The organism is Mesorhizobium sp. M1142, assembly GCF_040318565.1.
In the GTDB taxonomy this organism is placed as follows: Bacteria; Pseudomonadota; Alphaproteobacteria; order Rhizobiales; family Rhizobiaceae; genus Mesorhizobium.
In genome coordinates, this window is the sequence record NZ_JAMYMK010000012.1 from 192851 (window position 1) to 207553 (window position 14703).

The following is a 14703-nucleotide window of genomic DNA, read 5'->3' on the forward strand; positions in this document are numbered from 1 at the left end:
GCCCGGGGATTCAGACGGCGCAAGTTGGAGTGTCATGACTTGGCAGGTCGTGCACCGCATGACGGAAGCCGCAATCCCGGACCGGCCATTCGGTACTGTCGAACGGATTCGAAAGGCGACAAGTTGGACAACGATCTAGGCAGCGAGTCTGTTCTTGCCGCAGCGGAGAAGGTGGAAATCGCTCGATCGCGTTCGGACCGCGCGGTGAAGAGACTGGCACGGACCGGACCGATCGTCGTCACCGGCGCGGCAGGCTTCATTGGTTTTCACGTCGCTTTGCGGCTTTTGCGTCTGGGTGTCGAAGTCATCGGCGTCGACAATTTCTCCCCCTACTACGATCCACGACTCAAGGAAGCGCGATTTGCGCGCCTCTGTACCGAGTCGGGCTTCACTCCGATGCGAATTGATCTGGCGGATGCGGCGCGTGTCCAGTTGCTGTTTTCAGAAGTTCGACCTTCAAACGTTGTGCATCTCGCGGCTCAGGCCGGCGTGCGACATTCACTAGTTGACCCGCATGCCTATCTGCAATCGAACATAATAGCCTTTCTCAACGTTCTTGAGGGCTGTCGGCACTTCGGCGTTAGTCACCTCGTCTATGCCTCTTCGAGCTCCGTCTACGGCTCAAATCGAACCATACCGTTTTCCGAGCATCACGGCGCCGATCATCCTGTCAGTCTGTACGCCGCAACCAAGCGTTCAAACGAATTCATGGCGCACTCATACAGTCACTTGTTCGGCTTACCTATGACTGGACTGCGCTTCTTCACCGTTTATGGCCCCTGGGGCAGGCCCGATATGGCGGTCTATATGTTCACGCGTGCGATTATCGAGGGGAATCCAATCGAAGTAGCCAATGCCGGCCGCGTGTGGCGAGACTTCACCTATATCGACGATATCGCTGAGGGCGTGGTTCGAGCACTTGCTGCACCGCCGCGGCCCGATCCGCATTGGGACCCCTTCACCGCCGATCCTGCTACAAGTTCCGCGCCGCATCGCGTCTACAACATCGGCAACGACTGGCCCGAGGAGATCAACCGGCTCATTTCGATCATCGAGACCGCCCTTGGCTGCCGGGCGCTTCGCGTGGATGTGCCGTTGCCGCCTGGCGACGTTTTAGAGACACGCGCCGACGTCAGCGACCTTCGCAAGGCCGTCGGCTTCGCCCCGACGACGCGGCTTGAGGACGGAGTGCAACGCTTTGTCGAATGGTACCGGGACTTTCATGGAAGGGATGCCGCGACCAGCATACGGCAACAAACGTTGGTGCATGTAGAGGCCATCGTGTGATCCGCGCCTTGTCGGAGCGACGGATCCACGCGTCTGTTATCCTGTCGGGGCTGCTGGTCTGGTCAAAAGATCAGCTGATGCCGCACAGCGTCACGACGACATTTTCCGGTCATCGATGCCCCGCGCGATCCTCGCGCAAATCAGCTTATCGCGGGCAGTTCCAATGAGCGATCTCGATTCGGAGACTGAAGTTGCACTTGGCACGGAGCACAAAGAATTCGCCGCATCCGCGCTCTGCCGAACAATGTCATTCAGATGGATGATGGTGACGTTCGGGCTCCATCGTAAGCTCTATTCGACCGCATTTTGCCTCCTCGGAATCGCGAGCTCATGTCCCAAAGCTACTTTCTGAGATCCAGGACGGTTGCTACGGTCGAGAAAATAATCACCCGTGTTCCTCCAAGCCCGATCGGCGGTATTCTTCGCGCGGCAGGAGGCGTTTCGGCCATGGCGATTGCCGGCCAGCTGACCCTGGTCGCCGCCATTCCCGTTTTGGCCCGGCTCTATTCCCCGGCAGATTTCGGGATCTTCACGATTTACCTGTCGATCGTAAACATCCTCGGTGCGATCGCAGCATTGCGTTTCGAGGCCTCGCTTTATGGGGTCAAGGACAGTGCGCAGGCGTACGTGACCGTTAAGCTCATTCTCCTGGCTGTCTTGGTGACGAGTGTCCTGGCCTTTGGGGCAGGACTGCTGTGGGCGAGCATCGCTCCAGCGCGAGTTGGCCACCTCGCCTGGCTCATTCCACTTGGGATGGGGGGTGCCGGCCTCGTCGAAGCAATGAACTGCTGGAGTCTGCGCGTAGGCCTGCTACGCGACTTCGCCCTCGGCCGCCTGATTTTGCCGGTGACCATGGCCCTGCTGCAACTAACTTTTGGGCTCGCCCATTTCGGAGGCGACGCGATGGTGCATGCTCATATCCTGAGCCAATTCATCTTCATCGGAATCCTCGGCTCTCGGATTCTGAGCAGGAAGGACATAGGCGGCATCGCCCGAGCGCCGTGGCGGACCGTCTTTGCAGTCGCCAGGCGAGAATACAAGTTTCCATTGTTTGACATTCCGTCGGCCCTAGCGAGTTTTGCCATCATCAATCTTCCCGCAATACTCGTTGGTTCGCTGTTTGGCGCCGCTTTTGCCGGCTACCTGGGAGTTGCGTCACGGCTGGTGACTGCACCCGTCACGCTGATCGCCAACCCGCTTAGCAATGTTTTTGTATCTGAGGCGAACAAAACCAGCAGTCGCGCCCATTTGCTCGGCACCGCGCACGGCCTCTTGATGCTTTCAGCCGGCCTCACCGCATTGCCAATATTAGCGCTTGGCCTGGCCGCGCCATATATCGTCGTTCCCCTCTTGGGCGCGCCCTGGGTTCCCGCCGCAGACATTATGACCGCGCTGGCGTTCATGGGTGCCACGCAGGCGTTGTCGACACCGCTTCAAGATGTCCCGGCTCTTCTGCGGCGGCAAGAGGTACGACTTCTCGTCGACGGCGCGCGGACGGCGCTTGTATTTGGCCCGCTACTCGCCGGTGCTGAGGCAGGTTGGGAACCACTCAAAGTCATTTATCTGATGGCGGCCGGCGGCGCCGTCGGGTTTGCACTGAAAACGGCGGCCTCTCTGTATCTTCTCCGCCACTACGTCGAACCATCGGGAGCCGCCATACCAAAGCAGAGTCATCATCTCGAGGGAAAAACACCATGAAGCACTCGCAGCTTGATCAGCTTCTAACGACCGATGTGGTTGACCAACATCATCGCGCTGATGCTTCGCGACTGCGCCCTTTCATTTCAGTTGCCATCCCGACCTTTCGCCGACCGGACACGATCCGCCGGGCGATGGATAGCATTCTGAGTCAAGATTTCGCCAGTTGGGAGCTGGTCGTCAGCGACGACGAGGGCCGAGAGGGAGCGACCTGGGCAATCGTCACCGAGTATGCACGGACCGAGCCTCGCATCCGAATTGTCGAGAACGGTCGGGGCCGGGGTCAGGTCGAGAATACCAACAACGCCATGCTCGCTTGCGTCGGAAAATGGATCAAGCTGCTCCATGACGATGACTGGCTCGCCCCAGGCGCACTCAAGACCTTTGCCGAGGTTTCCACCAAGCATCCCTCGGCTGCATTTATGACCTGTGCCGCGAATATAATTGAAGACGATCGGATGAAATTCCGATTGCCACCGCAAGGGCGACAACGGATCTCCGTCTACTCGAGCCAGCAATGCCTAACGGACCTCTATCTGGTCCGTACGACGCGGAGCCTCGGGATCATCCCGTCGACGCTGTTGATCAACCGCGACGTCATTCACGCGGGTTGCCTGATGCGCGCGCACAATTCTATCCCGGCCGGAGTCGACCAGCTGTTCTTTGTTGACCTGGCATGCCACGGAGACATGGTCGCGATAAATGACGGCTTGATCTTCTACGACGCGACCAATCACCCGAGCATCACTACAACTAAGAATTTTGATGAAGTTGATCAAGTAACTCTTGCCGTCAAAGAGCTTAACTGGAATCTAATTCAGGATCGTAAACACCTCCCTCGCCCCGAGACTTTGTTACGGGCGCTGCGGGTTGCTCGTATTCCCAGCAGATTCCACCAGCAGTCATGGCGAGCGACGATCCAAGATGCCATGCAAATTCTTCGCCCATCAGTTATGAAAATTGCGAGCCAGCACATTCTTACTTACGTGTTCGCCATCCGCCCGAGACTGGGCCGGTTGCGTAGCCAGAGGCGAATTTAGCGTGGCGGCATCATTGAGGCCTGCGTTGGCCGGCTGGCACGCATTCTACACCGTCGAAGGCGGCTTTCCTTCGTCCAGGCTTCGGGGATAGCGAGATGACCATTTGTCCGGCGTGTGGCAGTGTATCAACCGCAAAATTGTTCGAAGTGACAGCAGACGAGGCCTCTCGACATTTCATCAATCCGCGTCAGGACCCCGATCGCTCCCGAAAGTTAACAAGCCACCTGTCGGATCTCTGGGGCCGTAACACTTGCGACATTCGCAAATGCGCAGATTGTGGATTCGGTTTCGCAGATCCGTTCGTCGCCGGCGGCTTTGAGTTTTATAACTTAGCCTGGGCGTACCCTTCTTATCCAACTATGAAATGGGAATATGCAAGAACAATCGAAGAGCTCGCGGGCCTGAATACTGGCGGAAAGACTGCTCTCGAAGTGGGATCGGGGTTTGGGTATTTTCTCGACCGCATCAAGAATAAATTCTTCCATACTTCGGATATTTCTGCCGTCGACTACAACGAAACGGCGCGATCAGTACTGGCGTCAAAAGGCTTCAAGACATTTGCAAATGACTTTCGAGATGGCAGCTTCAATCCCATGAAAGAGGCGTTCGATTTTATTTTCATGTTTCAGGTCTTCGAGCATATGGACCAAGTGGATGAGGTCTTTGCTCGCTTAAAATATCTTCTGAAGGCGGAAGGATCTGTTTTCATTGCCGTGCCAAATGAAAACAGAACGTACTATATGGAGTCTCACGGTTCGCTCGTAGACATGCCACCAAACCACATTGGCCGATGGACGAAAGGAGCCTTCGATGCCATATGTCGGCGGCACGGCTTGCAATTGAGCAAATGCGAGCGCGAGCCGTTCAATCTCGCCAAATTCCTGAAGCAAGACATCGTCCACAGCTTTTTGCGAAAGGGCCAAAAACCAGGTAGTCTGAGTGAGTTCGTTCGGGCCCTGCCGCGAAGCAAAGCGCAACGAATGGCGCAAGGTTTGACCGCCCTTGCGATTTCACCGTCACGCTTGCCGGCATGGGCATACGCCATCAGGAACGCATCTACGATGGGCGGGAGCGCACTCTGGGCGAAAATCGACAAAGTCTCGTCACCTGCGCCACGGATTCATCGCCAAGCCAAGCAGTAATGAGCGGTGCCACGCCGCTTGCAGCGGGAAGGTGATTTTGACACCACCAGGCTGCTGGACCTGCCAAGCAGACGAAGGATGGCATCAGGGGCGTCGCCTCAGGCGTTGCTCCCGAAATTCATGAATGCCCGTCCGGCGGCTCCTGGCCAGTAGGTTCCGTTGTGACACCTCGGCCCCACGCTCCGGACGGATCTCTCCGCGGCAACCCCGGCTACGGGCGAATGGCCCGCGCCGGCAGCCGATCGGCGCGGCGCCTAAAACGGGGATTTTCAACGGGCGGTGGTGGGAAGTAGGCAACAGTAAAAGCCGAGCTCGTCATGCTCCCTCCAGCAAGAGATCAGCGCTGTCCCCAAACCGGTAACCCGCGTGCTTCCTGAGATTAACCTTCGTGAGAACGCTTGCGACGGGAACCGAAGCTGGCGTATCGCCCGCAAGCAAGTCTAGGACGCCTCGCGCGATGCTGCGTCGCGTTTTCGCCCAGCGAATGGCGAAAAGAACCACGTCACCCCAGCCTGTCAGGAGTCTGGCCTCTGGTCCCTCAAGCCCCAGCGGCCCATTTATGATGACCACCCGATAGACCGAGTGCAGTTCATCTTTGAAAGGGGAGCCATCGACACTGGACAGTAAGGGCAGCAGATCCTCCGACGGTGCGAGCGCCATGAAATCGATTCCGATTGCCGACATTCCAGCTATCGCATCACGCAGCGCACAACGGTCATTGATATAGTCTCCAAAAAAATTGTGCGGCTTACGTGCGCTGAATTCCTTCACAAACTCGCCTGTAAGGCGGCGGTCCGTGCGGTCCAGATCAATAAAGAGTACTCGCCCTCCAAGTCTTGTGGCCGCCAAGGCCATGCTCCATGCGAGCTCGGTCTTGCCATCATCCTCACTGCAGGATGTTATCAAGATTATGTTCGAGCAATCCCTCGCCCGCTGGGGCGCTGCAGCGACAAGCAGGGCCGTCACGGCGCGGCTGTATCTTGACTCCTGCTGACCTGAAACCAGCTGCTGCAGTCGCCTCGCGTGCGTTGTGGCAGCCTGGGGTATCAGCCCGAGGCACGGAACTTTGAGCGCGGCTTCAGCTTCGGCCTCTCCGTGCAAGGTGCTATCGAAGCGTTGGCGGACAAGTATGAAGATCCCCCCAATCAGGCCAAACACAACCATGCCGGGCGGAATAAGAAATATTGGCGACAGAGTCGTTGGATTGGTAGGAGGCCACGCCGCTGAGAGAAGCCTGACTCCGGGGGATGGACTTGCGATACGCCGCATCAAGTCTTGTTGCCGGGTCAAAAGGTCGTTGTAGCGCTGCGTCAGGATGCCGACCTGGGGCTCGAGAGCGCGCAATCCGGAAAGCCGGCCGGCTGTATCGGCCACAACCGCATCCAGGACGTCCTTACGCTTTTGCAGCACCGCTATTTGGGAGCGATAGATGTTCGTCTCGGCAGCGACGCGGGCGATTTCTTGTTCGATCTCACGATCGATCGCATTTGTGACATCCTCATCTGTTGTGCCGTTGGCCTGGCGTGCCAAGAGATCGGCCAGCACGGGTGATCCGATGGTTTCGGCTACCGCGGCAACCGACGCGCCCCCCTTTCGCAAGTCCTGAATGTGTTGAAGTCGAGATTCCGATGCGGAGAGATCGGCTTTCGACAAGGAGATTTGCTGGGTGAGTTCGACTATCTCCTTGGCGGCATTATCCGCTGCACCTTGGTCGATCGCGCCATGGCTCAGCCGATACCTCTCAAGACGATCGGTCGCTTCTGCGAGACTGTTCTGTGTAGCTGGAAGTCCGGCAACTATCGATTCAAGTTCCAGTCTGTCCGATGCTTGGCTTTTCCTTGCCAGATCGCCAATATACACTTGGACAAAGGTATTGGCGATCAAAGCAGCTCGCGCCGGATCGTGATCGGTGAAGCCGACACTGATGACCCTCGATCGCAGCTCCTGGCCGATCCTTATACCCTTACGGAGTATCTTGAGTTCAGCCGCATCTGGCTCCGCCGGAGTGCTTCGCGGCCAAATTTTGGCCAGCAGATCGGCTGTACCCGAGCGCAACTTCGGCGGCTCGACGCCCGCAGGGTCAGCAGCAGAATTTTCGGTAACAGCATCAACCTTTCTAGTATTGTTGAGAGCGTCCGTTTTGCGCAGCGCTGCCACCACGCTTCGCAGATGGCCTTGCGACGAGAGCATGGTGATGTGGTCGTCAATGCTGGAATCCAGCACATCTTGAGTAGAGACCGAGCCGCCGGCAGGGGCTGCTCTACTAGGTGCGTCGACGATTACCTGTGCGGTGGCTTCATACAGGGCAGGCCGTGCAAGACCCGCAAGCGCGGCTAATACACCGCCAGTGATGACCATGGCCAGCAGGAACCATTTTTTTCTTGAGAGGGTAATGAGGAGCTGATGGAATGGGGTTTGCGTGTCCATCTGTTCGCGTAAAGGCCGTTTCATGCGCGGAGCGATTTCGCGCGCAGGCACGTGCATTTCGTTAACGTGCGGAAGGTGGATGCGGCTAACTATGGACCCTTCCATCTTAATCTCCTGTAAGTTCGGGCACGCGAGAACCCGTTGCTGTGGGCGATGGCCGCCTTGCCTCGTTGTGCCAGGCCTGGAACATCAAAGCGGGCCACAATTCACGAGAATGGTCGTGCCTGCCGTCAACGTGATCGCGCCAGCACGCATCCACCTCTGCAAGGTCGAAAATCCCGTCTCCGGACAAACGCATATCGGCGACAAGGTCGTTTGCCCAACTCAGCAGCGGGCCTCTCAGCCAGACTGCTATAGGAACATCAAAACCTTGCTTCGGCCGCTCGATCAGCCGCTGCGGAACGTACCGGCGCAACAACTGACGAAGAATCCACTTGCCTTTGCCATTACGAACTTTCGTATTCGTCGGCAGGCGCCAGGCAAATTCGACAACCCGATGATCGAGCAGCGGGCATCGCCCCTCGAGGCTGTTGGCCATGCTGGCGCGGTCCAGCTTCACCAATATGTCCCCGGGGAGGTATCCAGCCATATCGTCATACAAAAGACGGGACAGCAGCCCATCAAGCCGGTGATCGACGTGAATTGATGAGGGTGGCTGGTGGAGGCTCAGGTTCTCGTTCGATGATCCCGTAAGTCGCCGATACAACTCGTCCTCGTTGGCTGCAGCAAGCAGCTGAGCTAGGCGATTCAGCCGATCCCCCCGAAGCGCATGCCGTGCACCCTCCGAAAGCGGCAGCTTGCCGACGAGATCGTGGCGGGCTGCACGGGCCAATAACCCAGTGCCTGCCGCGAGCGCCCGACGCAGTGCTGACGGCAGAATATGCTGTCGTCGCAGGCGGGCCGCCATGAAGTGGCGGGCGTAGCCGGCGAAGCATTCATCGCCACCGTCGCCCGACAGAGCCACCGTAACGTGCCGCCGGGCGAGCCGCGCCACCAGCAGAGTTGGTATCTGCGATTCGTCAGCGAATGGCTCGTCCCAGATCTGCGGCAGTTCTGGAATGACGTCGCGCGCTACGGCAGCCGAAAGGTGGAGTTCGGTATGGTCGGTCCCCAGATGGCGCGCGACTTCCGCAGCGTGGGGAGCCTCATCGAACCCGCCCTCTCCGAAAGCGATCGTGAACGTGCGCACGGGCTTTTCCGATTGAGCCTGCATAAGGGCCACAACCGTCGAGCTATCTATTCCGCCCGACAGGAAGGCCCCGAGCGGGACGTCAGCGATCATGCGCTCCCGAACGGCAAGTCGAAGCAGGCCGTCCAGTTCATTGGTGAGTTCCTCGTCGCTGCCGGCGACCTGTTCCGCCCGCCCTTTCGTGGCGGCTTCGGCCAGCGACCACCAGTGTCGAATGCGATGCGACAGAGAGGCGACACTGCGTTCCCCGGAGAACTCAGCGGCCGTTACCGACAGGACCGAACCCGGCGGCAGCTTGAACACGCCTCGCCAAATGCAGCTGTCATCCGGTACCCATCCCTTCGAAAGCATTGCCGCGGCCGCATCGATATCGAGCTCCTGGCAAAACCCTGGAAAACGGTTGATCGCCTTCAACTCGGAAGCAAAAACAAGTGCATCGCGTGTTGAGGCGATATAAAGCGGCTTTTTACCCATTCGGTCGCGGGCGAGATGGAGCGTCCTTGTCCTAAGGTCCCACAATCCTAAAGCGAACATGCCGGCGAAACGGGTGAGTGCTTTTTCGAGGCCCCAACTCTCAATTGCGGCGAGCATGACTTCGGTATCGCTGGCGCTCCGAAAATGATGGCCTGTACTCTCCAGCTCACGGCGCAAATCACGGAAATTGTATATTTCGCCGTTGAATGTAATGACATATCGGCCGCTTTCAGAATGCATCGGCTGACGGCCAGCCTCTGACAGGTCAACTATGGCCAGCCGCCTGTGGCCGAAGGCCACCCCCGATTCACAGTTTACCCAGAATGCCTCGCCATCCGGCCCGCGGTGACGAAGTGCGGCCGTCATCTGCTCTATTGCCCTGAGCGGCCTCGTGTCGGCTGAATCGGAGGCAAGAAGAATTCCGGCAATACCACACATACCATTACCCCGGATTGTTGGAGATTGCAGAAACTGCTTTCGGCGTACCGGCGACAAGGCAGATGGTTAGCGCAAACCATACGATCGGGTGGCGGATGATCAGATGCGGCATCCCGAAGATGATGATTGACACCACGAGCGCTAACAGCGCGTCGAGCTTCGCACGCCACACCGATATGATGGCGGCGCCGACTATCCAGACCAGCGCCAGAACCGCAATGAGACCACCTTGAGTGTACAGGTCGAGGATCGTGTTGTGAGCCTCGAAGGGCCGTTCCAGAAATTGCGAGTCGAACACTGATGGGCGCTCGAGATGCGGACCTGGACCAAGGCCCAGCGACCCGGATTCGGCGCCCTTCTCCAGCGCTTCGTTCCAGAGATGCACGCGGAGTGCGGCGGTTTCGGCAGTGGCCTCGCCGCCTTTGTCCTTGGTCAGGCCCTTGGCGAAATTTTCGAAGACGCTCGCCTCAGTTACGGCGTAAGGGGTTATCGCGATCGCCAACGGAAGGATACCGACAAGCAACAGGAGGACGGCTTGCCGTGAAAAGCTGACTCTGTTGCCACCGGTCTTGAGCCATGTCCTGATCCGCAGCCCGAGGAACGTCAGGCAGGTCAGGATGCTGGTGTACAGATAGGTATCGCTCTTTGTCAGCCTCCCGACATAGAAGGTCAGGAACAAGCTGGCGATCCCAAGAAACCTGCCCCATCGATTGCTGGTGGTGGTCGCAAGATGCAAGGCTAGCGGGCCAAAGATTGCGCAGTAAAGCGCGAGCTGGTTTGGATTATGCGACCAGCCACGGAAGCGGTCCCAGTACCAGGGATCGACGCCTGCTTGGGGGATCCAGCCCCAGCCCTGTCCCAGCTGAACGGCAAGCGCGATATTCGCGATGCCCACAACCCACCAGCCAGTACGACGCAGCCGGCGATCAGCGTCGGGTTCTGCAGCGGCAAGGCAGGTGATGCTGACCAACAGCAGGTAGGCCATCGTATCGTGCATCAGGCCCGTCAGATATAGAATTGTGGTCAGATAGCCGACGACGGTGCCGATCCCGAGAGCAAGCGCCATGATCGTCCAGAAGCTCACAAGGCGTGTCAGCGCCGGCCTTGTCTCCAGGTGGCCCCCGGCGAGTACGCGCCCAATCGACAGCATGATCCAAAGTACGATGAACAGTTCGCCAACCCCTAAGGGCGACCCTGGAATGTCGAGTTGCACCGCATAGGTCGTTGCGAGGCCGCAGGCCAGGATCGCGTCCCGGATCATCGGCGCCAGTCCAATCTGCTTCTCGCAGCACCCTCTCCAAACAAGATCGGAGACGCCGGTCGGGCGAGATCGCTGTAGGGTTTGGCGCCAAGGATATTTTTGTACAGATCGCAATATTGGGCCACCACCCGCGGCAGCGCGAACTGCTCCCGGACAAGTTCGACGGAACGACCGCCCATGACCTTTCCGCGACTGCGGTCGGAAAGGATGTCAACTATTCGAGATGCAAGACCATCGGCGTCGTGCGGTTGGACAAGATAGCCGTTCCATCCATCCTCGACCACTTCATTGCAGCCGGGCATGTTCGAGGCAACGATGGGCAAACCCGCCAGCCCTGCCTCGAGCAGGACGCGCGGGATTCCTTCCCGATATTGTGTGGGGAAGGCGAACACGTCGGCCATGCCAAGAAGGGCTGAAACATCGCGTCGTGGGCCAAGCGCGATAACATGAGGAGCGTGTCGATCGATTTCCGACTTGTCGACTGCAAATGGACCTTCGGACTCCCAAGGGCCGACAAGCACGAAACGAGCGTTAGGTCTTTTGGAAAGGACGCGGGGCACTGCTTGAAGCAGTATCGGGATGCCCTTCTGGCGGGTCAGCCGGCCCACAAAAATCACGATCTCCGCTGACTGGAGCCCTAATTCCTTGCGCATTTTCGTTGCCGGCGGAGCAAGATGCCTCGCCATGGCGAACGCATCGACGTCGATGCCAGAACTGCGGATCACTCTTCCGCTGCCGGGTTCAATTAATCGAAAGCGCTTGAAGAAGGCCTCATCGTCCCGGTTCTGAAACACCGTCGCTGCCGTCCAGAAGGAAGCAAGCCACTGCAGTCCGCAAAAGATTGGACGCAAGGCCAGAGCCCGCGGTTCCAGCGAGGAGAATGTCCAGCCGAGGCCGTTGATCGTGCGTACGACCGGAACTGTTCCGCGCAGCGAAAGGGGTGCCAGCAGGTTAGGCTTGGTGTCGAAACTTTGGACAATGTCAGGCCGGAGTTCCGCAACCAGTTTCCGAATCGCTCTTACGGCGGTCCACTCGCCACCGCCGCTGGCAAATCGGTCGAAACCGTAGCCGCGATGCGGAATGCCATGCCGCAAAAACGCAGCCTCATCGCCGGTCGAAACCGCTGTGACCCGGAAGCCGCTTTCGCGCAGCGACATTAGGAACGGAATTCTCAGGGCGTGATCTTCGCCTCCCACACAAACGAGATGCGGATTCATCCCGAAGCTCCCGTCCGTGCGCCGTGTTTCGGTCGCATGAAGTAACTACCTTTCGCATCTGCTTTCATGGTTCTGCTTCGTTACTTCTGTGCGCGTGAAAGGGTACGGTAGGAGGAGGCTTGCCTACTGTCCTCGTCTGTTTGAATGAGGTAAACCGCATTGGGATCACGGCCTTACGCATAGCGCGAAGCACCTCGACGGCATCTTGTGGATACGCCGATGAATTGTGCCTCGAACTCTGGCGAGTTCTGCCAAGCCGGACTCGTCACTGATAAGCCAACCGAAGAAAGCCCTTCCGACAGTCGTGCGCTGTACGGCTGCTCTACGCTGGGATTCCTAAGCTCCCTGTCCGGTCCGCGTGTTACCAGGCATGATGATCAGCCCTCTCACCCACAATCCCTGACGCGGCTTGCCTCCTTGCGACCAGCGGGCAAGCCGATTCGACCCCTCCGATGTCGAAAACCTGATCTGCCGACCGATATCCCGCGACGAGCGGGCAGACGCTTACGAATTGTCCACAACTAATTGGTTGCGGCAATGAGACTACGAAGGGCCTTGTCCCTTAGACTAAATGTTCTTCTGATCTGTAAATTTGCAGGTTAACAGCTAAATTAACAACTCAATACCGCAACATGCAGGCTAAATTTTTTAGACAATTAATCTATCGATTTTCAATTAAATTGGATTGATCTGCATAGCTATGCGAGCTTAACTTGATTGTATACTTGATATTTATTTAATACATCTATTGGGATTTCTCCCTCTGTGCAGCATTCCTACTGGCGATCAACCATTCTATCAGAGGCTGCAGGTATGTGATTTGGCGCTAATATACACCCTCTAGTAGGCAATCCCCGGGCGCTATCGAATGAGACAAAGGAATATTGGATGGCAACTCTGCACTACGCCTCGGGTGGCTCCGCCACCGAAATCGCAACCGCCGGGTTCAATCTGGCCGACGTTCAATATGTTAGCCAGGTCAACGCATTGCCGGATGGCATGAAGGGCCTGGTGTATCTGAATGAGCACGAGGGCGTAACCTCATCCTTCATCGAGAAAATGACCCCCTTCCTCGGCAATCCGAACGTGTTCGGATTCTATCTTGTTGACGAGCCCGATCCCACCGGCAGGTGGGGCACCTACGCAACCGCTGAGAACCTGAAGGCGGAATCCGACTGGATCCATGAGCATTTTCCGGGCGCCAAGACCTTCATCACCATGATGAATATGGGATCCCCGACCAATCCGGATTTTACGAACACCTACAATCCGGCCAACACGCATATCGACTATTTCGGAATAGACCCCTATCCGGTGCGCACGGGAACGGACACGGTCGACTACGACATGATCGATCGAGCCGTGGCTGCAGCGGTGAAGTCGGGCATCCCGGTTAGCAACATCGTTCCGGTCTACCAGGCCTTTGGCGGCGGTAACTGGGAGACTTCCGATGGCGGAAGACATGTCATGCCCACCCCCGAACAGATGCAAATCATGATCGATCATTGGGCCGCACTGGTGCCGACGCCCGGCTTCGACTACACCTATAAATGGGGAACGCAGAACGGCGACACCGCGCTTGAAAGCTCCTCCGAACTGCAGGCCTTTTTCCGGGAGCACAACCTCGCTACCACCGGAACCACCCCGCCTCCCGTCGACACAAGCGACATCTTGTATGGCACCAGTGGCGACGATGTATTCCACGGAGCCGGCGGCCACACGATGATCGGCTATGGCGGCAATGATACCTATTATGTCGACGATGTCCGCGATAAGGAGATTGAGGCTGCGGGCGGCGGTACCGATAAAGTACTCGCCTCGGTCAGTCATGCGCTTGCGGCCGGATCGGAGATCGAACTTCTCGCCACCAGTAATCCGTCCGGCACGACGGCAATCAATCTCACAGGCAACGGCTTTGCTCAGACCATTCAGGGCAATGCCGGCGCCAATGTCATCAACGGCCTCGGCGGCGCCGACACGATGACCGGCTATGGTGGCAATGACACCTACTATGTCGACAATGCCGGTGACAAGGTCATCGAGGCGGTGGGCGGCGGCTCCGACCGGGTGATCACGTCAGTGAGCCATGCGCTTTCGGCGGGCACCCAGATCGAGCTTCTCGCCGCAAGATATCCATCCGACACGACGGCAATGAACCTCAGCGGCAACGAGTTCAGTCAGACCATCCAAGGCAACGCCGGCGCGAACATCATCAACGGCGGCGGTGGTGCCGACACGATGACCGGCTATGGTGGCAATGACACCTACTATGCCGACAATGCCGGTGACAAGGTCATCGAGGCCGTAGGCGGCGGTACCGATAAAGTACTCGCGTCAGTAAGTCATGCGCTTGCGGCCGGGTCGGAGATCGAGCTTCTCGCCACCAGCAATCCGTCCGGCACGACGGCAATCAATCTCACAGGCAACGGCTTTGCCCAGACGATCCAGGGCAATGCCGGCGCCAATTTCATCAACGGCCTCGGCGGCGCCGACACGATGACCGGCTATGGTGGCAATGACACCTACTATG

Annotated in this window: 9 protein-coding genes; 5 read left to right on the forward strand and 4 right to left on the reverse strand. The window is 57.9% G+C overall.

Annotated elements, in window-relative coordinates; translation table 11 throughout:
• The first annotated feature begins 204 nt into the window (after positions 1–204).
• From NKH42_RS20710 to NKH42_RS20725, 4 genes are all read left to right on the forward strand, one after another.
• Complete coding sequence (locus NKH42_RS20710) at positions 205–1287, forward strand: NAD-dependent epimerase/dehydratase family protein (RefSeq protein ID WP_352974386.1); 1083 nt, start codon at positions 205–207, stop codon at positions 1285–1287.
• 447 nt (positions 1288–1734) lie between these two features.
• The gene (locus tag NKH42_RS20715; protein ID WP_352507239.1) at positions 1735–2985 is read left to right on the forward strand and encodes a lipopolysaccharide biosynthesis protein; all 1251 of its coding nucleotides are present in this window, start codon (positions 1735–1737) and stop codon (positions 2983–2985) included.
• Positions 2982–4025 (forward strand): glycosyltransferase family 2 protein, encoded by a 1044-nt coding sequence (locus tag NKH42_RS20720; RefSeq protein ID WP_352507240.1) that lies wholly within the window; start codon positions 2982–2984, stop codon positions 4023–4025. The genes NKH42_RS20715 and NKH42_RS20720 overlap by 4 nt, the downstream gene beginning before the upstream one ends.
• A gap of 95 nt (positions 4026–4120) precedes the next feature.
• Positions 4121–5167, forward strand: a complete 1047-nt coding sequence (locus tag NKH42_RS20725; protein WP_352507241.1) for a class I SAM-dependent methyltransferase — start codon at positions 4121–4123, stop codon at positions 5165–5167.
• 315 nt (positions 5168–5482) lie between these two features.
• Here the strand turns inward: NKH42_RS20725 and NKH42_RS20730 are convergent, their stop codons facing one another.
• The 4 genes from NKH42_RS20730 to NKH42_RS20745 are packed head-to-tail and all read right to left on the reverse strand — an operon-like array spanning position 5483 to position 12173.
• Positions 5483–7699, reverse strand: a complete 2217-nt coding sequence (locus NKH42_RS20730) for a GumC family protein (protein ID WP_352507242.1) — start codon at positions 7697–7699, stop codon at positions 5483–5485.
• A 1-nt stretch (position 7700) separates the two neighbouring features.
• Positions 7701–9695, reverse strand: a complete 1995-nt coding sequence (gene asnB / locus NKH42_RS20735) for an asparagine synthase (glutamine-hydrolyzing) (protein WP_352507243.1) — start codon at positions 9693–9695, stop codon at positions 7701–7703.
• A 4-nt stretch (positions 9696–9699) separates the two neighbouring features.
• Positions 9700–10908, reverse strand: a complete 1209-nt coding sequence (locus tag NKH42_RS20740; RefSeq protein WP_352507245.1) for an O-antigen ligase family protein — start codon at positions 10906–10908, stop codon at positions 9700–9702.
• Positions 10909–10952: 44 nt separating this feature from the next.
• Positions 10953–12173 carry a glycosyltransferase family 4 protein gene (locus NKH42_RS20745; protein ID WP_352507247.1) on the reverse strand — a complete coding sequence of 407 codons (1221 nt, stop codon included), beginning with the start codon at positions 12171–12173 and terminating at the stop codon, positions 10953–10955.
• 888 nt (positions 12174–13061) lie between these two features.
• Here NKH42_RS20745 and NKH42_RS20750 point away from each other — a divergent pair.
• The coding region (locus NKH42_RS20750; RefSeq protein WP_352754661.1) for a calcium-binding protein at positions 13062–14703 on the forward strand (1642 nt) is incomplete at its 3' end.

Excerpts from the sequence above, each read along its gene's own strand:
- NKH42_RS20725 (WP_352507241.1), top strand. The coding sequence starts at position 4,121 with ATGACCATTTGTCCGGCGTGTGGCAGTGTATCAACCGCAAAATTGTTC.
- NKH42_RS20745 (WP_352507247.1), bottom strand. The coding sequence starts at position 12,173 with ATGAATCCGCATCTCGTTTGTGTGGGAGGCGAAGATCACGCCCTGAGA.
- NKH42_RS20720 (WP_352507240.1), top strand. The coding sequence starts at position 2,982 with ATGAAGCACTCGCAGCTTGATCAGCTTCTAACGACCGATGTGGTTGAC.
- NKH42_RS20715 (WP_352507239.1), top strand. The coding sequence starts at position 1,735 with ATGGCGATTGCCGGCCAGCTGACCCTGGTCGCCGCCATTCCCGTTTTG.
- asnB (WP_352507243.1), bottom strand. The coding sequence starts at position 9,695 with ATGTGTGGTATTGCCGGAATTCTTCTTGCCTCCGATTCAGCCGACACG.
- NKH42_RS20730 (WP_352507242.1), bottom strand. The coding sequence starts at position 7,699 with ATGGAAGGGTCCATAGTTAGCCGCATCCACCTTCCGCACGTTAACGAA.